Here is a 23,508-nt window from a genome sequence, read left to right as displayed (position 1 = left end):
GGACGATGAGCCGCCGTCTCCGGGCCGGGTCCGGCGCACGTGGAGTGACGGGTCTCCGTGACCGGCCTGGCGGGCCGAGAGGGACGGGACGGGTCGGGCTGCCGCTCGGGATCGCGTGCCTGGCGTTGCTGCACGTGGGCCCCGCCGCCACCTGGCTGCCGTCGGTCCGGCGCCTGGTGCCCGGCCTCGCCGGGGCCGGCGACCCCTCCCACGTGGCGCTCACGTTCGACGACGGGCCCCATCCCGACTCGACCCCGCGTTTCCTGGACGAGCTGGGGCGGCTCGGCTGCCGGGCGACCTTCTTCGTCCTCGGCGAGCTGCTCGAACGCCACCAGTGGCTGGGCCGCCGCATCGTGGCCGAGGGGCACGAGCTGGCCGTACACGGGTGGCGGCACGGCAACGCCCTGTTCGCCCCGCCGGGCCGGGTGACGGCCGAGATCGGCCGGGCCGCCGACCTCGTGACAGCGGTGGGCGGGGCTCCGCCGGTGTGGTACCGCCCGCCCTACGGGGTGCTCAGCCTCGAAGCACTGGTGGCCGCCCGCCTGCGGGGTCTGCGCCCGGTGTTGTGGACCGTCTGGGGCCGCGACTGGGAGGCGGCGGCCACGCCCGCCTCGGTGCTGGCCACCGTGGCGGCCGGGCTGCGCGGCGGGGCGACCGTCCTGCTCCATGACTCCGACCACACCTCCGTCCCTGGTTGCTGGCGCTCGGCGCTCGGCGCCCTCCCCGCGCTCGTGGACCGCTGCAGGCTCATGGGCCTGAGCGTGGGCCCGCTGCGCGACCACGGCGTCTGAGCGCGGGCCTGCCGCGCGGCCACGGCCGCTGAGCGCGGGCCTGCCGAGAGACCCGTCCGGGCGGCTGCTCGCAATCGCGCGCGAACGCGTTTCCATATCGGCCAGTCCCCCTTTTCACAGCTATTCAAACGCCGCCTTAACGGGCTCCGGAAAAGTAAACCAAGCGCCAATCGCCGGGCAACGGAATATAGAACCAATGCCGCCATGTTTGCACCGCCCGGCGGCGGATAACTTCTTGTCGTGCGGTCGATGAGGAGCCATTCACGCCAGTTGGCGGAAAAGGCGCGCCGGGAGAACTTCCCGGTGGCCTCGCGCCTGCTGCCGCGCCGGCACCGCGAGCACCTCATGGCCGTTTACGGCTTCGCGCGCACAATCGACGACCTGGGCGACGACGCGCACCCGGACGACCGCCTGCGGCTGCTGGACGAGGCCGAGGCCGACCTGGCCCGCCTCTACGGGGGCCACCCGCCACGGCTCAGGGCGATCCAGGCGCTGGCCCGCACCGTCCGTGAGTGCTCGATTCCCGCCGACCCGTTCCACCGCCTCATCGAGGCCAACCGGCGCGACCAGACCGTCGCCCGCTACGAGACGTTCGAGGACCTCCTCGGCTACTGCGAGCTGTCGGCCAACCCGGTCGGCCATCTCGTCCTGTACGTGTTCGGCGAGGTCAGCGACCCCCGGCTGGCCCTGTCCGACCAGGTGTGCTCGGCGTTGCAGGTCATCGAGCACTGCCAGGACGTCGGTGAGGACTACCGGCGTGGCCGCGTCTACCTGCCGGCCCGGGATCTGCGCCGGGCGGGATGCCCGACCGGCCATCTCGCGGCGGCGGCCACGTCACCGCAGTTGCGCGAGGTGGTGGCCGCGCAGGCCGCGCGGGCCGGGACGATGCTGGCCGAGGGTGAGACGATCGTCGCCTCACTTTCCGGCTTCGCACGCGCGGCGGTCTCGGGCTACGTCGCGGGCGGCCACGCGACCCTGGCCGCGCTCGAAGGCGCCGGATACGACGTCCTGGGCCGGGCCGTCCGGCCCCGCCGCGCACGCCTGGTCAGGGCGTGGGCGCGGCTGCTCATGACCGCGAGGTCGCCCGACATGCGACGGCTGTCGTCCGCGTGAGCAGCGTGCGCAGCGTGCGAAGCCGGCCCTCCCGCCGCCCGGCCCGTCGTCCAGCCCGTCGTCCGGCCCGCCGCTCGGCCCCTCGTCAGGCCCGCCGCCCGGCCTGCCGTCGGGCAACCCGCGCCCGCGGGCAGGCGCCGATGGCACCTTCCCTGGGAGACCTGTGATGACGACCGCGCCGGTGGCCGTGATCGGCGGCGGCCTGGCCGGCATCACCGCCGCCCTGGCGCTCGCGGAGGCCGGCTGCCCCGTGACCCTCTACGAGGCCCGTCCCCGGCTGGGCGGCGCCACCTACTCCTTCCGGCGCGGCGGGCTGACGATCGACAACGGCCAGCACGTCTTCCTGCGCTGTTGCACGGCGTACCGGGGACTGCTGGAACGGCTCGGCGGCACCGGGCGGGTCGGCCTGCAGAGCCGGTTCGACGTGCGCGTGCTCGGCACCGCGGGCCGGTCGGGACGGCTGCGCCGGGCCGGGCTGCCCGGCCCGCTCCACTTCCTGCCCGCCCTAGCGGGATACCGGCTGCTCAGGCCGGGCGACCGGTTCCAGGCGCTGCGCGGCTCGCTCGCGCTGAGCAGGCTCGATCCGGCCGATCCGGCGCTCGACGCGATGACGTTCGGCGGTTGGCTCGCGGCGCACGGCCAGCGGGCTCCGGTCCGGCAGGCGCTCTGGGACCTGCTCGCGGTCGCGGCCCTGAACACCGGCGTCGACGAGGCCGCGCTCGGCCCGGCGGTGAAGGTGTTCAAGACCGCCCTGCTCGGCCGGCCGGACGCCGCCGACCTGGGGATCCCGCTGGTTCCGCTGGGCGAGCTGCACGACACCGCGGCCAGGGCGGCCATCGCGGGGCGCGGCGGCGCGGTGCGCCTGGCGGCGAAGGTCACGGCCATCGAGCCGGGCCCGGCCGTCGTCGTGGACGGCGTACGCACCAGGGCGTCGGCGGTGGTCGTGGCGACGCGCCACGAGCAGGCCGCGAAGCTGGTCCCGCCGGAGGCGGCGCCCGGCCGGGACACATGGAGTGCCCTGGACGCCAGCCCCATCATCAACGTCCACGCGGTCTACGACCGGCCGGTGATGCGGATGCCGTTCGTCGCGGTCACCGGCTCGCCCGTGCAGTGGGTGTTCGACAAGACCCGGGTCGCCGGGCTGGGCCAGGGGCAGTATCTGGCGGTTTCGGTGTCGGTCGCGGACACGTGGATCGACCGGCCGACCGCCGACATCCGCGAGGTCTTCGTCCCGGCGCTGCGCTCGGTGTTCCCGGCCGCGCGCCAGGCCAGGCTGACCGACTTCTTCGTCACCAGGGAACGGCGCGCGACATTCCGCCAGGCCCCGGGCAGCGGGGCGCTCCGCCCGCAGGGCACCACCCGATGGCCCGGCCTCTATCTCGCCGGCGCCTGGACCGACACCGGCTGGCCCGACACGATGGAGGGCGCCGTACGCAGCGGACTCCACGCGGCCCACCTGGTCAGACACCACATGCGACATCAGGAGAGCGTGTCATGACCCTGACCCTGCCACCGGCGGAGGCCGCCCGCGAGCTCGTCGAGCCGGTGCTGCGCGAGGCCGTCGACCGCCTCGACCCGCACAGCGCGCGCGTCGCCCGCTACCACCTCGGCTGGACCGACGCCGACGGCCGGCCCTGCGCCACCGGCGGCAAGGCGCTGCGGCCCACGCTCGCGGTGCTGTCGGCCCGGGCCGCGGGCGCGGACGCCGAGCGGTGCCTGCCGGCCGCCGCCGCGGTGGAGCTCGTGCACGCGTTCTCCCTCCTGCACGACGACGTCATGGACGACGACCCGGTGCGCCGGCACCGGCCGGCCGCCTGGACGGTCTTCGGCCGCTCCCATGCGATCCTCAGCGGCAACGCGCTGCTCGTGCTGGCCGGGGAGCTCCTGCTGGAGCAGGGGACCGCCGGCTACGTGGCGGCGGCCCGCGCGCTCAACCAGGCCACGCACTCGCTCATCGCGGGCCAGGCCCTCGATCTGGCGTTCCAGGACCGCGACGACGTGACGCGGGAGGAGTGCCTGCTGATGTCGCGGCACAAGACCGCCTCGCTGCTCGCGTGCGCCTGCTCGATCGGCGTCCTGGCGGCGGACGGTCCCGGCCCGCTGGCCGGGGCGCTGGACGCGTTCGGCGTCGAGGCGGGCCTGGCCTTCCAACTGGCCGACGACCTGCTCGGCATCTGGGGCAGGACCGAGGTGACGGGCAAGCCGGTGCTGTCGGACCTGCGGACCCGCAAGAAGAGCCTGCCCGTGGTGGCCGCGCTCACCGGCCGTACGGAGGCCGGCGGCCGCCTCGCCGAGCTGCTGGCCAGGCCCGGGGAGCTGACGGAGGACGACCTGCACGACGCCGCCCGCCTGGTCGAGCAGGCAGGCGGCCGGGCGTGGGCCGAGCAGGAGGCCGAACGGCGCCTCGACGCCGCGGCCCGGTACCTGGCCGAGGCGGACATGCCCGCGGGCGTACGCGCCGAGTTCCTGGAGATCGCCCGATTCATCACTGCCAGGGATCATTGACATGACCACCCTTGAGACGCCCCGGAGCCTGCTCGCCGGCGCCGAGCACGCCCTCCGCGCCGCCTGCGATCACCTGATCGGCCTGCGGTCCCCGGAGGGCTGGTGGAAGGGTGAGCTGCAGACCAACGTGACCATGGACGCGGAGGACCTGCTGCTGCGGCAGTTCCTCGGCATCCGCACGGAGCAGGAAACGGCCGAGGCCGCCCGGTGGATCCGCTCCGAGCAGCGGGCCGACGGCACGTGGGCCAACTTCCACGAAGGCCCCGCGGACCTGTCCACCACGGTCGAGGCGTACACCGCGCTGCGGCTCGCCGGCGACCCGCCCGGCGCCGAGCACATGCTGGCCGCGTCCGCGCAGGTCAGGGACATGGGCGGGATCGAGGCCAGCCGGGTGTTCACCCGGATCTGGCTGGCCCTGTTCGGCGAGTGGTCGTGGCGGGAGCTGCCCGTCGTGCCTCCGGAGCTGATGTTCCTGCCGCCGTGGTTCCCGCTCAACATCTACGACTGGGGCTGCTGGGCCAGGCAGACGATCGTGCCCTTGACCGTCGTGACCGCGTACCGGCCGTGTCGCGGGCTCCCGTTCCGACTACCCGAGCTGCGGACCGGCCGGAGGCCCCGGCGGGCCGCGCGCGGGGGCTGGGAGACGGCGTTCGGCCTGCTGGACAAGGTGCTGCACCGGTATGAGCGGCACCCGTCGGCGGCCCTGCGGCGGGCCGCGCTGCGACGCGCCGTGGACTGGGTCGTCGCGCGCCAGGAGGCCGACGGGTCCTGGGGCGGCATCCAGCCACCGTGGGTGTACTCCATCATCGCGCTCCACCTGTCCGGCTTCGACCTGGATCATCCGGTGATGCGCCGGGCGATCGGCGGGCTCGACCGGTTCACCATCCGCGACGAGCGGGGGCGCCGGCTGGAGGCGTGCCAGTCTCCCGTCTGGGACACGGCGCTGGCGGTCAACGCACTGCTCGACGCGGGCACCCCCGCCGACCATCCGGCCGTCACCGGGGCCGCCGACTGGCTGCTGCGCGAGGAGGTCACGACGGCGGGAGACTGGGCCGTGCGCCGGCCCGGCCTGGCGCCCGGCGGCTGGGCGTTCGAGTTCGACAACGACGGCTACCCCGACACCGACGACACCGCTGAGGTGGTGCTCGCGCTGCGCCGGCTGGACCGCCCCGGCGTGCGCTCGGCGGTCGATCGCGGGGTCCGCTGGATGGCCGGCATGGCGAGCTCCGACGGCGGCTTCGCGGCGTTCGACGCCGACAACGACCGCACGCTCTGCACCAGGCTGCCCTTCTGCGACTTCGGCGCGGCGATCGACCCGCCCTCCGCCGACGTCACCGCGCACGTCGTCGAGGCCCTGGCCGAGGAGCGGCCGCACTCCGCCGTCCTGCGCAGGGGGGTGATCTGGCTGCTCAAGGCGCAGGAGAAGGACGGATCGTGGTTCGGCCGCTGGGGCGCGAACCACGTCTACGGCACCGGCGCCGCCGTGCCCGCCCTGGTCGCCGCGGGTGTCCGCCCGGGGCATTCCTCGGTACGCCGCGCCGTCGCCTGGCTGGAACGCCACCAGAACGACGACGGCGGCTGGGGCGAGGACCTGCGCTCCTACCGCGAGCCGGCCTGGATCGGCCACGGCGCCTCGACCGCCTCGCAGACCGCCTGGGCACTGCTGGCCCTGCTCGCCGCCGGCGAGCGCTCGCCGGCGGTGGAAAGGGGGGTGCGCTGGCTGGTCGAGCGGCAGCGGCCGGACGGCACCTGGGACGAGCCATATTTCACCGGTACGGGCTTCCCCGGCGACTTCTACCTCAACTACCACCTCTACCGGCTCGTCTTCCCGATCAGCGCCCTCGGCCGTTACCTGCGCCGCGACCCGGCCGGTCAGGAGTCATCGTGACGGAGCTGCTGATCTGCGCCGCGCTCGGGATCGAGGCCCGCGCGATCAGGCGCGGCCTGCCCGCCGGCGCCAGGGTGGTCGTCACCGGGGTCGGCCCGCGGCGGGCGGCCCGGGTGGCCGCCGGCCTGGGCGGCGCGGAGGCGGTGGCCGTGGCCGGGTTCGGCGGCGCCGTCGACCGGAGCCTGCGGCCGGGCGACGTCCTGGTGGCGAGCGAGGTCCGGTACGCCGGGCGCGTCCATCCGTGCCCATCCGCTCCCCTCCTGGCGGGGGAGCTGGCCAGGGCCGGCCTGCCCGCCCGGGTCGGGCCGCTGGTCACCGCCGATCACCTGGTCGGCGGCGCGGAGCGGCACCGCCTCGCCGCGGCCGGCGCGTACGCCGTGGACATGGAGACCGGCCCGCTGGCCCGCGCCGCCGGTGGGCGCCCGCTGGCCGCCGTGCGGGTCATCGTGGACACCCCGGCGGCGCCGCTGCTGAGTCCCGGGACGCTCGCCCGGGGCGCCGCCGCCCGCCGCACGCTCGCCGCCGTCGGCCCCGCCCTGGCCCGCTGGGCGGCGGCCACCGGCCCGCGGACCGTCCTGCTGGCCGAGCCGCGCTCGTTCTGCGCGGGGGTGGAGCGCGCCATCGAGATCGTCGAGGTCGCGCTGGAGCGGTACGGCCCGCCCGTCTACGTCCGCAAGCAGATCGTGCACAACCTGCACGTGGTGGCGGACCTGAGCCGGCGGGGCGCGGTGTTCGTGGACGAACTCGACGAGGTGCCGGCTGGGGCGGTGACCATCTTCTCCGCGCACGGAGTGTCGCCCGAGGTGCGCGACGAGGCCGACGTCCGAGGGCTGCGGGTGATCGACGCGACCTGCCCGCTGGTCTCCAAGGTGCACGCGGAGGCCCGCCGGTACACCACCGAGGGACGGCTGGTCGTCCTCATCGGGCACGCGGGCCACGAGGAGGCCGAGGGCACGCTCGGCGAGGCCGGCGGGGCCGGCGTGCTGGTGCAGACGGTGGACGACGTGGCGGACCTGCCGGACGACCGGCCGGTGTCGTACCTCATGCAGACGACCCTCGCGGAGGACGAGGCGGCGGAGATCGCCGCCGCGATCCGGCGCCGCTTCCCCGACGCCCGGGGGCCGAAGCGGAACGACATCTGCTACGCGACGACCAACCGCCAGGGGGCCGTCCGCACGATAGCCGAGAAGTCCGACGTCGTCCTCATCGTGGGGTCGGCCAACTCCTCCAACTCCCTGCGCCTGGTGGAGGTCGCCGGCCACCACGCCCCGGCGCATCTGGTGGACGACCAGGGCGGAATCGCCCTCGACTGGCTTGCCGGCGCCCGTACGGTCGGGCTCAGCGCCGGCGCCTCCGCCCCGCCCGCGCTCGTCGAGGACATCGTGGCGGCCCTGCGCGGGCTCGGCGCGGTGACCGTCGAGGAGCGGGTGATCGCCCGAGAGACCGTGCAGTTCTCGCTACCCAAGGAAGCCCTGTCATGACGATCCCGATCCGGCAGAGCCTGCGCGTCGGCGGTTACATCCTCGGCCAGCGGCTCCGGGGGCGGACCAAGTTCCCGCTGCTGGTGGAGCTGGAGCCGCTGTTCGCGTGCAACCTGAAATGCGCGGGCTGCGGCAAGATCCAGCATCCCGCCGACGTGCTCAAGCGGCGTATGCCGGTGGAGCAGGCCGTCGCGGCCATCGAGGAGTGCGGCGCGCCGATGGTGTCCATCGCCGGCGGCGAGCCGCTCATGCACCCGCAGATCGGCGAGATGGTCCGCCGCCTCGTCGGCATGAAGAAGTACGTGTTCCTGTGCACGAACGCGCTGCTGATCCCCAGGAAGATCGACGAGTTCGAGCCCTCCCGCTACTTCACCTGGACCGTGCACATCGACGGCGTGCGCGAGCGCCACGACGCCTCGGTCTGCAAGGAGGGCGTCTTCGACGAGGCGGTCGCAGCGGTGCGCGAGTGTCAGCGGCGCGGCTTCCGGGTGACCACCAACACGACGTTCTTCTCCTCGGACAGCCCGCAGACCGTCATCGAGGTGCTCAACTACCTCAACGACGAGCTCGCGGTGGACCAGATGATGATCTCGCCCGCGTACGCGTACGAGAAGGCGCCCGTCCAGGACCAGTTCATGGGCGTGCGGGAGATCCGCGCGCTGTTCCGCGAGGCGTTCGCCGGCGGGAGGCGGCGGCGCTGGCGGTTCAACCACTCGCCGCTGTTCCTGGACTTCCTGGAGGGCCGGATCGAGCTCCCGTGTACCGCCTGGGCCATCCCGTCGTACTCGCTGTTCGGCTGGCAGCGGCCGTGCTACCTGATGGCGGACGGATACGCGCAGACCTACCGCGAGCTGATCGAGGACACCGACTGGTCGGCCTACGGCCGGGGCCGCGACCCCCGCTGCGACAACTGCATGGCGCACTGCGGGTATGAGCCGACCGCCGTCCTGGCCACGGTCGGGTCGCTGAAGGAGTCCCTGCGTGCCATCAGGAACGGCTGAACGGCTCAATCCCCCCGCATGCTCCCGAAACGCCGCGCGAGCACCCGGAACGCGCCCGGGGCCGCCCCGCGCAGCCGGGCCGGCACCCGTAGCCAGCCCGGCACGAACGACTCCGGCCGGCCGTCCCTGATCGCCGCCACGATCGCCCGCGCCACCCGCTCCGGCGCGATCGGCGCCGGCCAGGCCCGCGTGTACGGGGCGCCGCGCCGCGCGAAGAAGGGGGTGTCCACCACCCCGGGCAGCAGCACGGACACGCCGACCCCCGGCACGTGGTGCAGCTCGTGGCGCAGACCCTCGGCGAAGGTCAGCAGCCCCGCCTTGGTGGCGGAGTAGACGGCCTCCTGCGCCACGCCCACCGCCCCGGCGATGGAGGCCACGAACACCAGGTGCCCGCGGCCCGCCGCCACCATCCCCGGCAGCAGCAGCCGGGTGAGCGCGATCGGCGCGGCCAGGTTGACCGCCAGCAACCGCTCGACATCGCCGGCCGGCATCCGGACGAACGGGCCCGCCCACCCCACGCCGGCGTTGTTCACCAGCACATCGACGTGCCCGCTCCGCGAGACCAGCTCCTCGGCCTGGGTGGTGATGTCGCCCACCAGCACCTGCCCGCCGGTGGCCGCCGCGACGGCCGCCAGCCGCTCACGATCGCGCCCGGCCAGCGTCAGCCGCGCCCCGGTGCCCGCGAGCGCCCGCGCGGTGGCCGCCCCAATGCCCGAGGAGGCGCCGGTGACGAGCACGTGGGCGCCGGCGAGCCTCACGGCCGCCGGTCCATCGGCACGTGTGCGGGCATCGGTCACCTGCTCCCCGTCTCGCCCTACGGTCATGTGCTTTCCACTCCCCCGCCAACGCAACCGGCCGGACGGCCCAAACGATGTTCTGGTAATCGGCGTGGTGCCGGCAATCGGCGCGCCGGACGCGCTCGCCGAATCGTGTCAGGCGCCTTCGAGCAGGCGACCGAGCTCGGCATGGGGGTCTTCAACGCCGCGCCCTTCGGCGGCGGGCTGCTGGCGGGCCGGGGCACCCGCTACGCCTACCGGACGAGCCCGCCGGAGCTGCTGAGGCGGGCGCGGGCAGGACGTGGGCAGGACGTGGGCGCTGCGCCCGGTCGGCCCCCCGCCCGCGTCACCTGGCAGGTGTCCTCAGGCGCCGGGTCTGCTCGTGGATCAGCTCGTTGGCGCGGGCCGTGAAATCCCGCACGACCGCCAGCTCGGCGTCGCTGTAGCCGGCCGCCAGCTCGGCGTAGGCGCGGCCCACCTCGTCCAGGATCTCCTGCAGGTCCTCGTAGGGACCCTCGCGCACCAGCTCGACCAGGACCCGGCGGCGGTCCGCGACGTCGCGGCGGCGGGTCGTGTAGCCGGCCTTCTCCAGCCGGTCCAGCGCCGCGGTGATCGCGCCACCGCGGGTCAGCCCGACCCGCTCGGCCAGGCCGTGCGGCGTCATCGGCCCCTCCTTGTCGAGGACGGCCAGACAGTTGAAGTCCGTCACGTTGATCCCCGCCCGGGCCGCCACCACCACGTGGAACAGCGCCGAGCGCATGGCCGTCACGCGCCCCTGGTCGATCACCGCCGCGACCAGCTCCGACCGCGCCTTGGACATGACCGCGCCGCCAATCTCTCTAAATCAGAGATACTCTAAAAGCGAGAAGCTCTTTTTCCGTCTCCGCAAGGGTAGGCCATGCCCGCATCCCCTCGCCGCTGGACAGCCCTCGGCATCGTCCTGACCGCCGCCTTCATGGACAACGTGGACGCGACCATCCTCAGCGTCGCCCTCCCCCGCCTCCAGCGGGACCTCGGCACGAGCCCCGCCACCGCCCAGTGGAGCCTGGCCGGCTATTCGCTGGCGTTCGCGCTGCTGCTGATCACCGGCGGCCGCCTCGGCGACATCCACGGCCGGCGGCGCGTCTTCCTCGCCGGGGTCGCGGGGTTCACGCTGGCCTCGGTGGTGTGCGGGACCGCGATGACGCCCGGCGTTCTCGTCGCCGGCCGCCTCGCCCAGGGCGCGCTGGCGGCTCTGATGGTCGCGCAGGTCATGTCGGTGATCGTGGCGATGTTCGGGGAGGCGGAGCGGCCGAAGGCGTTCGCCCTGCTGGGGGCCGTGCTGAGCGCGGGCTCCGTGAGCGGCCCGCTGCTCGGCGGGCTGCTCACCGAGTTCGACCTGCTGGGGCTGGGATGGCGGGCGATCTTCCTGATCAACGTGCCGGTGGGGGTCGTCACGTTGTGGCTGGCCGCCCGGGTCATGCCCGAGACGCGGTCGGCGCGGCCGCTCCGGCTGGACCTGGCCGGGGTGGCGCTGGTTAGCCTGGCCACCTCAGGGGTGATGTATCCGCTCGTGCAGGGCCGGGAGGCGGGATGGCCCGCGTGGACCTTCGCGGTCCTGGCGGGAGCCGTGCTGGTCGTGCCGTGCCTCGCCGTCCAGCAGCGCAGGCGCGACCGCCTGGACGGGGCCGCCCTGGTCCCGCCGGCGCTGTTCGCGCGCCGGTCGTTCACCGCGGGCGTGGTCATCGTGTTGCTGGTGTTCGCGGGGGTGGCCGCGTTCTTCCTCGTGCTGACCTACCACCTGCAGTCGGGGCTCGGCTGGGAGCCCATACGCGTGGCGCTGGTGACGCTCGCCTGGCCGGTGGGGATCACCGCGACCACCCGGTTCGCGCTGCGCCACCTGGGACGGGCACTCGTCGGCGTCGGGATGGGGGTCATGGCGGCGGGCACGATCCTGATGCTCGCCTGCGTGAGCACGTGGGGTGCGGACGTCCCGTGGCCACCGGTCGTGGCCGCCGAGCTGGTCCTCGGGCTGGGCATGGGGTTGTGCGTGCCCATCCTGGCCACCGTGGCCCTCGGCGAGGTGCCCGCGGACGACGCGGGCGCCGGGTCCGGGGTGGTCAACACGGCGATCCAGCTCGGCACCGCGCTGGGGGTCGCGGGGGTCGGCGCGGTCTTCTTCTCGCTCGCCGCCGCGGCCGGGTTCGTGCCGGCCACGGCGGGCACGCTGTGGTGCGTCGCCGCCGTCTTCGGCCTCGCCGCCCTGCTGAGCCCGCTGCTCCCCCGCACCCGCACCCGCACCCGCACCCGCGCCCGGGAGCCGGAAGCCGGCGCCCGGCCGTGACGGCACACCAGGCCGTCGTGCAGGCGGCCAAGTCAGTGGCCGCGGCCCTGGAGACGGCCCGCCCAGCACGCTGAGCCGGCCCTTTCGTGCTCGCCGCCGACCATGCGTTGCGGGGCCGTACAGCTTGATCCTCGCGCCGAATGACCAGCGGGAGTGCTGGACGGCAAAGTTCCCAGTTGCGATCTTCTGGCCGGGACTCTCACGATGGGTGAGCGGTGGAAGTCCGAGCGGCCACGGAGCAGAGGGGAAGAGATGCCTCGGGGGGAGCGTCCGCTGGACGCGGGGGACAGCATGCTGCTGCGGTTCGCCGCCGATCTCCGCTTGCTGCGTAAGAAGGCCGGAAATCCGACATACCGCCAGCTCGCTCGTAGCGCGCACGCGGTGCTTCCCCGGCTGTCCGGGGAAGTGGAGTCGCTGCGCTTCATCCACAACGGGCGGATCCTGGTCGGCGCCCTCTATGACGGCACCGTACGGCTGTGGGACACCTCCGACCGGCGGGCGCCCGAGCCGCTGGTCACCCTGACGGCCAGCGCGAAACCCCTGTTCACGGTGGCTTTAACCACCGACGAGCAAACCATGGCCACCGCAGGGGAGGACGGCACGGTGCGGCTGTGGGACGTCACCGACGCCTACCACCCCCAGGCGCTGCCGGTGCTCACCGGCCACAAGGGGCAGGTCAAATCGGTGGCCTTCAGTCCCGCCGGCGACCTGCTGGTCTCCGGCGGCATCGACGGCGCCGTCCGCCTGTGGCGGATCACCGAGCCGAGCCGCCCCACGCCGCTGGCGGAGATCGACGCGCACGTCGAGGGGATCAGGTCGGTCGCCTTCCACCCCTCGGGCGGCCTGGTGGCCAGCGCCAGCCCGAGCGACAGTGTCGTACGGCTGTGGGATGTGCGCGACCCCCGCCATCCCCGCTCCGCCGGTGCCCTGCCCCCGCAGGGCAGCGGCACGCTGGCGCTGGCGTTCGCTCCGGACGGCCGGACGCTGGCGACCACCCAGGAGAAGGCGGTGGCCCTGTGGGACGTCACCGACCCCGGCCGGCCCACTCCCCTGGCGCGGGCCGAGGGACATACCGACCACGTGCAGGGAGTGGCCTTCGCTCCCGACGGCCGTACTCTCGCGACCGCCGGGCTGGACAGCACGCTCCGGCTCTGGGACCTCTCCGGCCGGCGCAAGGTGGCGGCTCTGTCCGTCTCGCACGGCCACACCGACGCCATCTCCTCGGTGGCCTTCGCCCCACGGGGGCCGCTGCTGGCCACGGCCGGCCTCGACCGGACCGTCCGGCTGTGGGACTTCTCCGACCGGCGGGCCCCCGTGGCGCTGGCCGCGCTGACCGGGCACACCGACCGCGTCTACTCGGCCGCGTTCAGCCGCTCGGGCGGGCATCTCGTCACCTCCGGCGAGGATCGCACCGTACGGCTGTGGCAGGTGGATCCCGAGCAGGTCGCCGGTCGGGTCTGTGACCTGTCCTTCCCAAGGATCCCCGCTCCGGAGTGGAGCCGGCATTTCGCCGACCTCGCCTACCGGCCGCCCTGCTAGGTCACCTGTACGGCGGTGCCCGGCTGCTCCCGCCGGGCACCGCCGCGGGGGTGTCAGCCGCGGATCAGCAGTTCGTCACCCACATGTGGGAGGAGATCTGGTCGTTGGCGTTCGTACCGTCGTTGAAGAGCTCCCAGCCCAACCCGAGATTCCCCCAGTCCTCGCCTGGGGCGAGGCACATCTCGGGTCCCTCCAGGCCGGAGTCCTTGAAGAACTTCACGTTGCCGTAACTGCCCGGGAAGCCGTTGTTCCACATCGACGTGGCGACGTCGTTGAAGGAGTGATCCTTGGTCAGGCAGGTGCCCGGGCTCCCGTAGGGGTCGGCCCATGCGTACCGCCAGTGCCTGTGATCGCCGCTCCAGTAGCACCACAGGCCCGTGAAGTCGAGGTCTCCCCAGACATAGACGTTGCCGTCCTCCATCTGCGCGCCCTTGGCGGCCGCCTTGCCGGGGGCGACGGGCGTGCGCGGTGCCCCACCCGCGGCGGGCGTCGGCGTGCTCGACGGGTCGGGCGAGGCCGTGCTCGACGGGTCGGGCGCGGGTGTCGGTGTCGCGAAGGCTCCCCCGGTGCGGCGGCCACGATCAGGCCCGTGATGGCCAGGCCGGCCAGTAACCCGACGGTTCTCTTCATGAATTGACCTTTCCCTGGTGGTTGTTGTCGGTAAGGGTCTCGGCCGCGCCACGCGCGGGTGATGGCCCGGCGTCCCGTCCGGCGGCGGTGATGGTGAGTGCACGAGGGAGTGCGGCGCGCTGCAGGCGTCGCTCGGACCGCACTTCGCGCCGGTAGCGCAGGGCGAGCTCACGCGCGTACTGCTCGTCGAGATCGCGTGCCACAGCCGCCAGACCTCGCCGTACAGTTGCCGCTGTGCCTGCGAGGTGCAGCTGACCGCGCTTCTCCGGACGCGTCCCCCGGTGGGGAGCCGGACCTCCAGTTGGTCGGGCCGGCGTTTCACGGTCCCGGGGCGGGGGCCCTCGCCGTTGAGGGCGACGAAGGCGGCCTTCCGGCGCTGGGCAGGCAGTCCCTCGAAATAGAGCCGGTTCGGATCCTCATCCCTGAGCCGGCTGACGTGTTCCCTGATGTCGCTGCCGTAGCCGTGCCGGCGGGCCCAGCCAAGGTCGTCGACCACGTACGGGAAGTCGCGATCCTCGGGGATCGGGTCGTGCGGTGCGACCCAGTACTTGAACCCGTGCCGCGCCATGCAGTCGCGCAGCAGCGACTGTTCGGCGTCCCAGAGCACGCGAGCCTCGCCGGCGGTCACCGGCGGTGGCAGATCGGCGGACTCTGCCGGGGTGCCCGCAGGCGTCCCTCCTCCCACCGAGCAGGCCCCCGTCATCAAGAGACAGGCGACGGCGACAACCGGCGGGACGGTCGAACGCCACGCCGCACCGGCGATGCGCCTGACACGCAACATCTCTCTCCTTGCCTCGGGGAGAAGCCGACGGAATCGCCGGCCGGAGTCGATGGTGTGTCTACCGCGAAGGCGTTGTACGGCGCCGACGGCGCCGCGGCGAACAATCAATGCCGTACAAAGATCGGCGCGCCCACGGACCTGTGACCTCGGGTGATTGCCAGGTGGAGCCTGAACCGGTGCGGAGCTTCAAGGCCCTGGACCACCTGCGTTCTGGCCGTTCCCTGACCTGCGGCTGCGATGGGGCCTTCGGTGAAGGAGTGTGGCAAGCGGCTGGCGTGAAAGGATGGCGGGATGATCGAGCTGGACGTCCCGGTGGGCGGAGGTCGCACGCTGCACGTCTACGACACCGCCCCGGAGGGGAACGGGCTGCTGCCCGTCATGTGGCATCACGGGACACCGAACCTGGGGGCGCCTCCCGAGCCGCTCTTCGCCGCGGCCGGCAGGCTGGGCCTGCGCTGGGTGTCGTTCGATCGGCCGGGCTACGGGGGCTCCGGCGCCGCGCCCGGGCGCACCGTCTCGTCGGTCGCCGGTGACGCGGCGACCGTCGCGGACGCGCTCGGCATCGGCCGGTTCGCCGTCGCGGGATACTCCGGCGGCGGGTCCTATGCTCTGGGGTGCGCCGCGGCGCTGGGTGATCGCGTCCAGGCGGTGCTGAGCCTGGCCGGCATCGCCCCGTACGGCGCGGACGGACTGGACTGGTTCGCCGGAATGGTCCCGTCCGGGGTGGCCGCGCTGGGGACGGCGGCGGCGAGCCGCGAGGCGAGGGCGGCGCTGGAGGCGTCGGGCTTCACCTACGACTCCCAGTTCACGGCGGCCGATCTGGCCCTGTTCGAGGGGCCGTGGGGATGGCTCGGGAAGGTCGCGGAGCCGGCTCTCGCCGCCGGCCCGTACGGCCAGATCGACGACGACGTCTCCTACACCCTGCCATGGGGCTGCGATCCAGGCGCCATCGGCGCCCCGGTCCTCCTCCTGCACGGCACCGCCGACAGGATCATCCCCGCCACCCACGGGTCGTGGCTGGCGGCCCGTTGCCCGACCGCCGAACTGCGGCTCCGCGAGGGCGACAGCCACTTCACCATCGTCGGCCACGCCGAAGAGGGCCTGGAGTGGCTTCGCCGGCAGCTCTGACGTCTCAGGCCGAACGGCCGTTCAGGTCACGCGCCGCCGGGACCCGCGGCGGCGTGGAAGAGGGCGCCCCCGGGCGGGGGCGCCCCCGGGCGGTGTTCGCTAGTCGAGAGCTCTGGCCAGGTCGTTGAGCGCGCCGGCGAAGGCGCGCTGGGCCGGGTCAGAGGTCTTGAGCAGCCTGGCGGCGGTACGCAGCTCGATCGCGGCGACCTTCTCGAGCCGCCGGTCGGCCATGCGCTCGGCCGAGTCGATGAGCTTGTCCACCGCGATGGCGGTGCCCCTCTTCATCGTGCCGGCCCGCTCCGTCTGCACCTGGTACGACCGGACCACGTCGAAGCTGGGCCGGTGGATCACCTGCGGCTGGTGCTGGGCGTTGAACAGGTCGGACTTGACCTTCGCCGCGGCGGAGATCTCCGCCTTGGCCAGGCTCTCGGTCGGGGTCAGCTCGAAGACGTCGAGACCGCGGGCGATCTCGGAGCCGTAGATGCGGCCGTTGTAGAAGTACGTGGACCAGAGCCCGCCGGTGACGAGCTGGGCGGCGTTGATCGGGCCGCGGTCGAAGAAGGCGATCTCCTTCGGGTTGGCCGAATCGGTGAAGTCGAACACCGAGACGCCGCCCTGGTACCAGGCCTGGACCATGATGTCCCGCCCCGGCACCGGGATCAGCGACCCGTTGTGCGCGACGCAGTTTTCCGCGGTCGTCTGCACCGCCGGCATCTTGTAGTAGCTGCGGAACTCCATCTTGCCGTCGACGATGTCGAAGATGGCGTCCGCGCCCCACGACGGCTCGTCGGTGTCCCGGCAGCGCGCGCCGGTGCCACCGCCCCACTCGTCGGTGAAGACGACCTTCGTCCCGTCGTTGCTCAGCGTCGCCGAGTGCCAGTAGGCGAAGTTGGGGTCGGTGACCTCGTCCAGCCGGACCGGGTTGGCCGGGTCGGTGGTGTCGAGCAGGATGCCGTTGCCGGCGCAGGCCCCGGCGACCAGGTTCTTCGCCGGGAACGCGGTGAGGTCGTGGCAGTGGTTGGTCACCGGCTGCGGCGACCAGTTGCCGCCGGACGGGTGCGTCGGCGCGGGCGGGGTGTTCTGCAGACCGTTGATCGCGCCGGTCGCGGGGTCGGTGAACACCCGGGGCTGGCTGATGACCGTCGCGCTCTGCGGGGCGGCCAGCGGGACCTTGATGATGTCGATCCGCCACAGGGAGGTGTTCGGATCGGTCGCCGGCGCGTTCGCGCAGCCGGCCAGTTCGCTGCCGCTCCGCACTCCGGCGGTGCCGGAGACGTAGATGTAGACGTTGTCCTTGTCCTTCTTGCTGGTCACCACGCTGTGCGTGTGCGAGCCACGGCAGGTCTGCACCGCGGCCACCTGGACCGGCTGGGCGATGTTGCTCACGTCGAAGATCCGGACGCCGCGGAAGCGCTCCGGGTTCACCGTGCCGGGAGCGCCCTGGGTGCCACAGTCCAGCCGGCCCCGGGTCTCCTCGACCGACATGAACAGCAGATTGCCGTACACGGACATGTCGCCCTGGCCACCCGGGCAGACCACGGAGGTCTTCAGGGCCGGCTGGGACGGCTGGGAAATGTCGTAGATGTTGAAGCCGTTGAAGTTTCCGACGAACGCGTATTCACCGTTGAACGCGAGGTCGGAGTTGGCGAATGCGAGGTTGCCCGGGTTGTCGGGCTGGAAGAAACCCTCCGGCCTGTCCTGGTGGCCGACGAGCTTGAGCCCGCTGGCGGCCTGCTGGGCATCGAGCCATCCGGCGCCCAGGCCGACCCGCGGATCGGCTTCGGGCGAAGCCGGATCGGCCGACGCGGCCGTGGTGGGCAGCATCGCCGCTAGGATCGCCCCCGCGGCGATCAAGGCTAAGCCGCGTAACCCGGTACGACGTCGTACCGTACTGATCTGCTGCATGGGTCGCACCCCTCCTTTTCTGGTGTTCCTGGCGTGACCCAACGCGCCATGCCGCACCCCGGAGAAGTCCGCGTGTCCACCCGGACCGTCGGTGTGCGGCACGGCGGTTATGCGGACACTAAAGTAATTTGGTGAACTGTGCTATATCCCGTCTGCCCTTCCGGATACGACCGATATCTAGCATTTTCGAAGCGAGCGTCCGTCATGATGTCGTTACGCCTCCTCATCCCTTCACTCCTGCTCGCGGCCGCCGCGCTCACCGGGTGCTCCGCCGACCGGTCCTCGGTGACCGTCGTGCAGCCCGGACGGCCTGGTGAGACCGCGCAGGTGGTGCCGCTGGACCAGGTCGAGCCGCCGGACACCGCGTACACGGACGCGGACGTACGGTTCATGCAGGGGATGATCCGTCACCACGCGCAGGCGCTGGAGATGACCGGGCTGGTCGCCGGACGCAACGCGAGCGCGGGCCTGCCGCGTTTCGCCAAGCGCGTCGAGGTCTCCCAGCGGGACGAGATGGACCTGATGGTGCGCTGGCTGCGTGACCGGATGAAGCAGGTGCCCAGCGTGGACTCCGGCCACGGCCACGGCGGCGGCGCGCTGATGCCCGGCATGCTCACCGAGGCGCAGCTCGCCGAGCTGCGCGGGACCAAGGGCGCGCAGTTCGACCGGCTCTTCTACCAGTACATGATCCAGCACCACACCGGGGCGCTGCGGATGGTGGAGCAGCTCTACGCCGAGAAGGGCGGCATAGAGCCGGAGATCGACCAGTTCGCCAACCACGTCGACTCCGACCAGCGCATCGAGATCACCCGCATGCGGCAGCTCCTCGCCGCCCTCTGACGCGGCCGCGCGCGTCAACCGGGCACCCTGGCCACGGCCGCGAGGATGCCCGGGCGGTCGAAGTCGGTGTCCGGGGGCAGCGGGACGCCCTGTTTCCAGTCGGCGACCGGGACCAGGCCGGGTGACAGCAGTTCCAGCCCATCGAAATATTTGGAGATATCGGCATACCCGCGGTGGGCGATCCCGCCGGCGGTGGTGGCGGAGTAGACCCGCTGCCCCTCCCACGCGTCCCGCTGCGTCGTGTTGCCCGCCGCCACGTGGGACAGCACCAGGTGGTCGCCCGGGCGCAACCGCTTCTTGACGCGGGCGACGATCCCCGCGGCCTCGTCGTCGTCCGGGATGAAGTGGAGGATGGCGACGAGCAGGACCGCGATCGGCCGGGTGAAGTCCAGGTGCAGTGTGATGTCCAGGTCGTCGAAGATGGCGTCGGTGTCCCTGACGTCGCCTTCGACGGTGATGACGTCGGAGTCCCTGGCCAGCAGGGCGCGGGCGTGGTTGAGCACCACCGGGTCGTTGTCCACGTAGGCGACGCGGACGCCGGTGGCGTGCCGCTTGGCCACCTGGTGGACGTTGTCCCGGGTGGGCAGCCCGGCTCCGATGTCGAGGAACTGGCGCACCCCCGACGCGGCGAGGCCGTGCACGGCCCGGCCGAGGAAGGCCCGGTTCGCGCGGGCGAGCTCGCGGGCGTCGTTGCCCATCTGCCGGCCCAGCGCGATCATCCGCTCGGCCGCCGCGCGGTCCGAGGCGAAGTTGTCGCGGCCACCCAGGTAGTAGTCGTACATGCGGGCGACGTTCGGGGTGTCCGGGTTGATCCCGGAGAGGACGCTGCCACTCATGTGACCGCCTCTGGTCGGTGGTGCTTCCTGAAGTTGTGGATCTTCCTGACCGCTGATTGTAGGGCGGGGTCTTTTGTGGCGGAAGGTGCTGTTTGGTCAGCCGAATTACCCTCGCCGCGCCCTGCCCACGCTGCCCGCCGCCCGCGCGTCCCGCCGACCACGGCCACCCGGGCGCCGCCGAACGGCTCCGGCTCCTGCGTGCCGTACCGTTCGGCAAGCTGCTGCCCGCGCCCATCGGCCGCGAGCACCGTCGCGAGAGACGGACGACCTGACGGGCCCGGCCCCCTCGGGCCGCGGCCCCGTCACCCGTCACCGGCGAAGGGGCCCGGAAGCACGCCCCCGTCGCGCCGCCACCATGGATCATCAGCGGCGGAGATCCGGTGCGCCTCGACGCTCAGCAGGCCCTCGGCCTGGAGCTGTCGCATGGCCTCGCGCACCGGCACCCGGGAGACGCCGAAGTGCTCGGCGACCGCGACCTGGTTGAGCACCTCGCCGTCCGCCAGCGCGCCCTCGTAGATCGAGGTACGCGACGTCGCAGCCGCCGAGGGCTCAGAACTCGATGAATCCGTACAGCGCCAGGTGGTTCGACTTCGTGCCGCTCACCGTGTGGTCGATGGGCGACGGCCGGACGGCGCCCTTGACGAACAGGTAGTCGATCTTCCTGGAGCCCATGGTCGGCTTCGCTCCGTAGCCGGTCATGCCGAAGCCGCCGAGCGTGGTGGGGGCGATGTTCGTCCGGTTCGCGTCGATGCCGACCACGCGGATCGTGGAGGCGTTCATCAGGCTCGTGGCGTCCGCGCCGAGATGGATGCCGGAGCTCGCGATGCCGGTGTCGCCCGCGCCCGCGCAGGCGTTCTGGCCGTTCTGCTCGGGGAGGTGCATGGTGGCGGCGAACACCGTCGTCCCCGTCTGCCTGATCGTGAACCTCGCCGCGATGGCGCTCGTACGCTTCCACTTGTAGGCGTTGGTGGTGCCGTCGTCGTTGTCCGGCGGCTTGTAGAGGGTGCACCCGGCCCCGCCCCGGTACGAGGTCCCGGGCTTCAGCCAGCCCGCGCTCCAGTATTTCGAGATGTCGCCCGCGGCCAGGCTCAGCGTCCTGGTGTTGTAGATGATCGCATTGGTCTGCCGCTTCTTCAGATCGCCCAGGGACTGCTGGCTGCACTTGTGCGTGCTGCCCCACACCTCGGGGTCGTCCCAGGCCACGATCGCCCCGTAGGTGCCCGCCGGATATCCGAATTTGGCTCCGAGCTGGTCGGCGTAGGCCGTGGCCTGTCCGGTGCCGCGTATCTGCTGCACGATCAGGAGGTCGGGAGCCTGCACGCCGGAGGTGCCCGTTCTGCCGTCGTCGTCGACCAGCATCGACGTGAGGTGGTCCGGGCCCTGGATCCGGGTGCAGGTGCCGTCGGCGTTGTTGGTCACCAGGTTCTCGATGTTGTTGTTGTAGACCCGTAAGACGCGATCCGCCGCGGGCGCCTCGTGGGCGTGCGCGGGCGTGGTCGCCGTGGCCAGTGCGGCCGCCGCCGCGAGCACCACCGCGACGGCAGATCGATGATCGAATGGCATTGCCGCAGAGTAGCCGTGATCCCGGGGCCGATGAACGGCAAGCGGGCAAGAACAGCCGACAATCCCGGAGAGTCAACCCGTTCAAGGGTAGGGCGGCCATAACGATCAGTTGGCCGCAAAGTAGTCTTTCGTAGACTACTCACGGCTCCGGAGGACTGCCGGTGACAGTGAACGACGCGCACGCCTTAAGGGGCCGGCCCGCGGTGAAGCCCGCTCCGAACGCCATCTGCGCCGGCGGGCCGTGCGACGGCATGCTCACCCGTATCCACCAGGACATCGGCATCGTACGGGTGCCCGTCGAGACGGCCGGCGACCCGCGCGACATCGCCTACCGGATCACCTCCGGGCGCCTCCACCACCCTTCGAGCGACGTCCCGTTCATCGTGCTCACCTGGACCGGCGCGACCGTGACGGACTGACCCGAATCGCGATCTCGGGGCTGGACGGGACGGGCGCGCCCGGGGCATCCTGTGGCGTGTTGTTGCGCCAGTTGGAGTATCTTGTCGCCCTGGCCCGTGAGCGCCATTTCGCCCGTGCCGCGGCCGCCTGCCATGTCTCCCAGCCGTCGCTGTCGGCGGCCATCCGCAAGCTCGAACGCGAGCTGGACGTGTCCCTCGTCCGGCGCGGGCAGCGCTTCGCCGGGCTGACCCCGGAGGGCGAGCGGGTGCTGCTGTGGGCGCATCGCATCCTCGCCGACACCGACGCCCTGCGCCAGGACCTGTCCAGGATGCGCGAGGGGTTGTCGGGCAGGCTGCGGATGGGGGCGATCCCGACCGCGCTGACCGCCGCCTCGATGCTGACGACGCCGTTCTGCGAGCGGTACCCGCACGTACGGGTGCGGCTCACCTCGCTGTCGTCGCGGGAGATCGCGCGGCGGCTCAACGAGTACGAGATCGACATGGCGATGACGTACCTCGACGACGACGAGGAGGACTTCGGCGGGATGCGCACCATCCCGCTGTACGACGAGCGCTACCTGCTGCTCACCCCCTCCGACGGCGAGCTGGCCGAGCGGCGGGTGGCCCGCTGGACGGAGGTCGCCGCGCTGCCGCTGTGCCTGCTCGCCCCCGAGATGCGCAACCGCCGCATCCTGGACGCCATCTTCCGGCAGGCCGGGGCGGTGGCCGTTCCCGCGATCGAGACCGACACCGTCTCCGCCCTGTTCGCGCACGTGGCGACGCACCGCTGGTCCAGCGTCATCGCGCACGCGTGGCTGTACATGTTCGGCGTCCCGGAGGGCATGCGGGTCGTCCGGCTGGAGCGACCCGCCCACGAGCCACGCGTCGGCCTCGTCCTGGCCGGTACGGGCCCGGGATCGGTGATGGCCAAGGCCGTACTGGACATCGCCCGCGAACTGGATCTGAGCGCGGAGTTCGACCGGCTCGCCCGCGAGCAGCTCACATAGGCGCCCGCCTCGATGAAGCGCGGCTCGTACCTGATCAACACCGCCGGCGCCCTCCGGGGTGGGCGTCCGGCGCCACCCAGTATCCGATCTCGGCCGTGCCCGGGATGCCCAGCCCCAGGCCCACGCGGCCCAGCCGCTCTCCCGTTGAGGCATCCTCCGCGAGGAACTCCAGGCGCCGTCCACTTTGTCCGCCGGCGATGGCCAGCTCCCTCGACGAAGAACGCCGCGTTCTCCATGCGATAGGGCGAGGGCAGGTTCACGAAGTGCTGCAGCGCCGGGTCCTGGGACACCTCGTAGACCCACGGGATGTCCGCCGGGGTGAAGGGCCGCAAGGCCAGCCAGCCCGCATCGATCACGTCCGGTTTCATGACCTGATCTTGGCCACCCGGCCCGCGAGCGCGCAATCGAGTTTCGGCCGCGCGGGTGCCCACAACTCATTCGGCGGCGCGGGTCAGGAGAGTTGGCCGCGTACCCAGCCGGGGGCGGGGTTGACGTGCGCCTGTCCCGCCACCACGACGGTCGGCACGGTCTCGTTGCCGTCGTTGACCGCGCGTACGTCTGCCGCGCCGTCCGGGTCGCGCCAGATGTTGACCCAGTGCAGCCGTCCGGCGTGGGAGCCCAGCCGGATCCGCAGGCGTATGCAGAACTTGCAGCCCGGCCGCCAGTAGACGATCGGCCGGCCGTCCACCGCGCTGCGGCGGCGCGCCTCCGCCGCGGTGACCGACCTCGGGAAGATCAGCGGCGAGTGGAGCCCCGCGAGCAGCACGAACGCCGCCAGCATCGCCACGCCTGAGCCGGGAAGCGCGATCGCCATGATCGCTCCGGCGGCCACGAACACCAACGGCAAGATCCAACTGCGCATCATGATGACGCCAGGGTATCGCTGCCGGGCATAAGGCAGCGGTGGCCGGTTCGACGAAACGAGGGATCATGGCGATCTTTGCGGAGGACCTCGGTGACGCCGGGGTTCGAGGACGCTCGGGGCGTGATCGTGTCCACGGGG

Annotated in this window: 22 protein-coding genes; 14 read left to right on the top strand and 8 right to left on the bottom strand. The window is 72.5% G+C overall.

Going from position 1 to position 23,508, the window contains the following annotated elements; translation table 11 throughout:
* Window positions 1-5 precede the first annotated feature (5 nt).
* From ABGB18_RS08415 to hpnH, 7 genes are all read left to right on the top strand, one after another.
* A complete protein-coding gene (locus tag ABGB18_RS08415) occupies window positions 6-791 on the top strand; it encodes a polysaccharide deacetylase family protein (RefSeq protein ID WP_347694802.1) in 786 nt (261 codons plus the stop codon).
* A 249-nt stretch (window positions 792-1,040) separates the two neighbouring features.
* Window positions 1,041-1,904 carry a squalene synthase HpnC gene (gene hpnC / locus ABGB18_RS08410; protein ID WP_347694801.1) on the top strand — a complete coding sequence of 288 codons (864 nt, stop codon included), beginning with the start codon at window positions 1,041-1,043 and terminating at the stop codon, window positions 1,902-1,904.
* A gap of 166 nt (window positions 1,905-2,070) precedes the next feature.
* On the top strand, window positions 2,071-3,402 hold the full coding sequence (hpnE, locus tag ABGB18_RS08405; RefSeq protein WP_347694800.1) for a hydroxysqualene dehydroxylase HpnE: 1,332 nt from the start codon (window positions 2,071-2,073) through the stop codon (window positions 3,400-3,402).
* Window positions 3,399-4,409: a polyprenyl synthetase family protein gene (locus ABGB18_RS08400; RefSeq protein WP_347694799.1), complete on the top strand. Its 1,011-nt coding sequence runs from the start codon at window positions 3,399-3,401 to the stop codon at window positions 4,407-4,409. The genes hpnE and ABGB18_RS08400 overlap by 4 nt, the downstream gene beginning before the upstream one ends.
* A gap of 1 nt (window position 4,410) precedes the next feature.
* Complete coding sequence (gene shc, locus ABGB18_RS08395) at window positions 4,411-6,297, top strand: squalene--hopene cyclase (RefSeq protein WP_347694798.1); 1,887 nt, start codon at window positions 4,411-4,413, stop codon at window positions 6,295-6,297.
* Window positions 6,294-7,778 (top strand): 4-hydroxy-3-methylbut-2-enyl diphosphate reductase, encoded by a 1,485-nt coding sequence (ispH, locus tag ABGB18_RS08390; RefSeq protein ID WP_347694797.1) that lies wholly within the window; start codon window positions 6,294-6,296, stop codon window positions 7,776-7,778. Before shc ends, ispH begins: the two co-directional genes overlap by 4 nt.
* Complete coding sequence (gene hpnH / locus ABGB18_RS08385; RefSeq protein ID WP_347694796.1) at window positions 7,775-8,779, top strand: adenosyl-hopene transferase HpnH; 1,005 nt, start codon at window positions 7,775-7,777, stop codon at window positions 8,777-8,779. The genes ispH and hpnH overlap by 4 nt, the downstream gene beginning before the upstream one ends.
* A 5-nt stretch (window positions 8,780-8,784) precedes the next feature.
* Here hpnH and ABGB18_RS08380 read toward each other — a convergent pair whose 3' ends face one another.
* A complete protein-coding gene (locus ABGB18_RS08380; protein ID WP_347694795.1) occupies window positions 8,785-9,603 on the bottom strand; it encodes an SDR family NAD(P)-dependent oxidoreductase in 819 nt (272 codons plus the stop codon).
* A gap of 298 nt (window positions 9,604-9,901) precedes the next feature.
* Window positions 9,902-10,375, bottom strand: a complete 474-nt coding sequence (locus ABGB18_RS08375; protein ID WP_347694794.1) for a MarR family transcriptional regulator — start codon at window positions 10,373-10,375, stop codon at window positions 9,902-9,904.
* Between the two features lie 78 nt (window positions 10,376-10,453).
* On the opposite strand from ABGB18_RS08375, the gene ABGB18_RS08370 reads away from it, so the two are divergent.
* Both ABGB18_RS08370 and ABGB18_RS08365 read left to right on the top strand, forming a co-directional pair.
* On the top strand, window positions 10,454-11,878 hold the full coding sequence (locus tag ABGB18_RS08370) for an MFS transporter (RefSeq protein WP_347694793.1): 1,425 nt from the start codon (window positions 10,454-10,456) through the stop codon (window positions 11,876-11,878).
* A 252-nt stretch (window positions 11,879-12,130) separates the two neighbouring features.
* Window positions 12,131-13,417, top strand: coding sequence for a WD40 repeat domain-containing protein (locus ABGB18_RS08365; RefSeq protein WP_347694792.1), 1,287 nt, complete (start codon window positions 12,131-12,133; stop codon window positions 13,415-13,417).
* A gap of 64 nt (window positions 13,418-13,481) precedes the next feature.
* On the opposite strand, the gene ABGB18_RS08360 is transcribed toward ABGB18_RS08365, so the two are convergent.
* Window positions 13,482-14,828, bottom strand: a complete 1,347-nt coding sequence (locus ABGB18_RS08360; RefSeq protein WP_347694791.1) for a hypothetical protein — start codon at window positions 14,826-14,828, stop codon at window positions 13,482-13,484.
* A 291-nt stretch (window positions 14,829-15,119) separates the two neighbouring features.
* Between ABGB18_RS08360 and ABGB18_RS08355 the strand changes: the two genes are divergently transcribed.
* On the top strand, window positions 15,120-15,956 hold the full coding sequence (locus ABGB18_RS08355) for an alpha/beta hydrolase (protein ID WP_347694790.1): 837 nt from the start codon (window positions 15,120-15,122) through the stop codon (window positions 15,954-15,956).
* Between the two features lie 99 nt (window positions 15,957-16,055).
* Here the strand turns inward: ABGB18_RS08355 and ABGB18_RS08350 are convergent, their stop codons facing one another.
* A complete protein-coding gene (locus ABGB18_RS08350; RefSeq protein WP_347694789.1) occupies window positions 16,056-17,780 on the bottom strand; it encodes a hypothetical protein in 1,725 nt (574 codons plus the stop codon).
* 285 nt (window positions 17,781-18,065) lie between these two features.
* Between ABGB18_RS08350 and ABGB18_RS08345 the strand changes: the two genes are divergently transcribed.
* Entirely contained in the window at window positions 18,066-18,701 is a 636-nt protein-coding gene (locus ABGB18_RS08345) for a DUF305 domain-containing protein (protein ID WP_347694788.1), read from the top strand.
* A 14-nt stretch (window positions 18,702-18,715) separates the two neighbouring features.
* Here ABGB18_RS08345 and ABGB18_RS08340 read toward each other — a convergent pair whose 3' ends face one another.
* Window positions 18,716-19,537: an SAM-dependent methyltransferase gene (locus ABGB18_RS08340; protein WP_347694787.1), complete on the bottom strand. Its 822-nt coding sequence runs from the start codon at window positions 19,535-19,537 to the stop codon at window positions 18,716-18,718.
* A 92-nt stretch (window positions 19,538-19,629) separates the two neighbouring features.
* Between ABGB18_RS08340 and ABGB18_RS08335 the strand changes: the two genes are divergently transcribed.
* The gene (locus ABGB18_RS08335; protein WP_347694786.1) at window positions 19,630-19,809 is read left to right on the top strand and encodes a hypothetical protein; all 180 of its coding nucleotides are present in this window, start codon (window positions 19,630-19,632) and stop codon (window positions 19,807-19,809) included.
* A 30-nt stretch (window positions 19,810-19,839) separates the two neighbouring features.
* Here ABGB18_RS08335 and ABGB18_RS08330 read toward each other — a convergent pair whose 3' ends face one another.
* Together ABGB18_RS08330 and ABGB18_RS08325 are read right to left on the bottom strand one after the other, a co-directional pair.
* A complete protein-coding gene (locus ABGB18_RS08330; protein ID WP_347694891.1) occupies window positions 19,840-20,055 on the bottom strand; it encodes a GntR family transcriptional regulator in 216 nt (71 codons plus the stop codon).
* A gap of 31 nt (window positions 20,056-20,086) precedes the next feature.
* A complete protein-coding gene (locus tag ABGB18_RS08325) occupies window positions 20,087-21,100 on the bottom strand; it encodes a hypothetical protein (RefSeq protein WP_347694785.1) in 1,014 nt (337 codons plus the stop codon).
* Between the two features lie 161 nt (window positions 21,101-21,261).
* Between ABGB18_RS08325 and ABGB18_RS08320 the strand changes: the two genes are divergently transcribed.
* Window positions 21,262-21,519 carry a hypothetical protein gene (locus ABGB18_RS08320; protein WP_347694784.1) on the top strand — a complete coding sequence of 86 codons (258 nt, stop codon included), beginning with the start codon at window positions 21,262-21,264 and terminating at the stop codon, window positions 21,517-21,519.
* Window positions 21,520-21,590: 71 nt separating this feature from the next.
* Window positions 21,591-22,505, top strand: coding sequence for a LysR family transcriptional regulator (locus tag ABGB18_RS08315; protein ID WP_347694783.1), 915 nt, complete (start codon window positions 21,591-21,593; stop codon window positions 22,503-22,505).
* Between the two features lie 451 nt (window positions 22,506-22,956).
* Here ABGB18_RS08315 and ABGB18_RS08310 read toward each other — a convergent pair whose 3' ends face one another.
* On the bottom strand, window positions 22,957-23,370 hold the full coding sequence (locus ABGB18_RS08310; RefSeq protein ID WP_347694782.1) for a glutaredoxin domain-containing protein: 414 nt from the start codon (window positions 23,368-23,370) through the stop codon (window positions 22,957-22,959).
* Between the last annotated feature and the right edge of the window lie 138 nt (window positions 23,371-23,508).

It is taken from the genome of Nonomuraea sp. B12E4 (assembly GCF_039871825.1).
Lineage (GTDB): Bacteria > Actinomycetota > Actinomycetes > Streptosporangiales > Streptosporangiaceae > Nonomuraea.
Note: the sequence above shows the minus strand (reverse complement) of the source record. Positions and strands in the feature narration are given on the sequence as shown.

Coding starts and splice junctions, on each gene's coding strand:
- hpnE (WP_347694800.1), top strand. CDS start 2,071: ATGACGACCGCGCCGGTGGCCGTGATCGGCGGCGGCCTGGCCGGCATC.
- ABGB18_RS08350 (WP_347694789.1), bottom strand. CDS start 17,780: ATGCTGCCCACCACGGCCGCGTCGGCCGATCCGGCTTCGCCCGAAGCC.
- ABGB18_RS08375 (WP_347694794.1), bottom strand. CDS start 10,375: ATGTCCAAGGCGCGGTCGGAGCTGGTCGCGGCGGTGATCGACCAGGGG.
- ABGB18_RS08380 (WP_347694795.1), bottom strand. CDS start 9,603: ATGACCGTAGGGCGAGACGGGGAGCAGGTGACCGATGCCCGCACACGT.
- ABGB18_RS08370 (WP_347694793.1), top strand. CDS start 10,454: ATGCCCGCATCCCCTCGCCGCTGGACAGCCCTCGGCATCGTCCTGACC.
- hpnH (WP_347694796.1), top strand. CDS start 7,775: ATGACGATCCCGATCCGGCAGAGCCTGCGCGTCGGCGGTTACATCCTC.
- shc (WP_347694798.1), top strand. CDS start 4,411: ATGACCACCCTTGAGACGCCCCGGAGCCTGCTCGCCGGCGCCGAGCAC.
- ABGB18_RS08360 (WP_347694791.1), bottom strand. CDS start 14,828: ATGTTGCGTGTCAGGCGCATCGCCGGTGCGGCGTGGCGTTCGACCGTC.
- ABGB18_RS08325 (WP_347694785.1), bottom strand. CDS start 21,100: ATGCCATTCGATCATCGATCTGCCGTCGCGGTGGTGCTCGCGGCGGCG.
- ABGB18_RS08400 (WP_347694799.1), top strand. CDS start 3,399: ATGACCCTGACCCTGCCACCGGCGGAGGCCGCCCGCGAGCTCGTCGAG.
- hpnC (WP_347694801.1), top strand. CDS start 1,041: ATGAGGAGCCATTCACGCCAGTTGGCGGAAAAGGCGCGCCGGGAGAAC.
- ABGB18_RS08355 (WP_347694790.1), top strand. CDS start 15,120: ATGATCGAGCTGGACGTCCCGGTGGGCGGAGGTCGCACGCTGCACGTC.
- ABGB18_RS08310 (WP_347694782.1), bottom strand. CDS start 23,370: ATGATGCGCAGTTGGATCTTGCCGTTGGTGTTCGTGGCCGCCGGAGCG.
- ABGB18_RS08415 (WP_347694802.1), top strand. CDS start 6: ATGAGCCGCCGTCTCCGGGCCGGGTCCGGCGCACGTGGAGTGACGGGT.
- ABGB18_RS08340 (WP_347694787.1), bottom strand. CDS start 19,537: ATGAGTGGCAGCGTCCTCTCCGGGATCAACCCGGACACCCCGAACGTC.
- ABGB18_RS08345 (WP_347694788.1), top strand. CDS start 18,066: ATGATGTCGTTACGCCTCCTCATCCCTTCACTCCTGCTCGCGGCCGCC.
- ABGB18_RS08365 (WP_347694792.1), top strand. CDS start 12,131: ATGCCTCGGGGGGAGCGTCCGCTGGACGCGGGGGACAGCATGCTGCTG.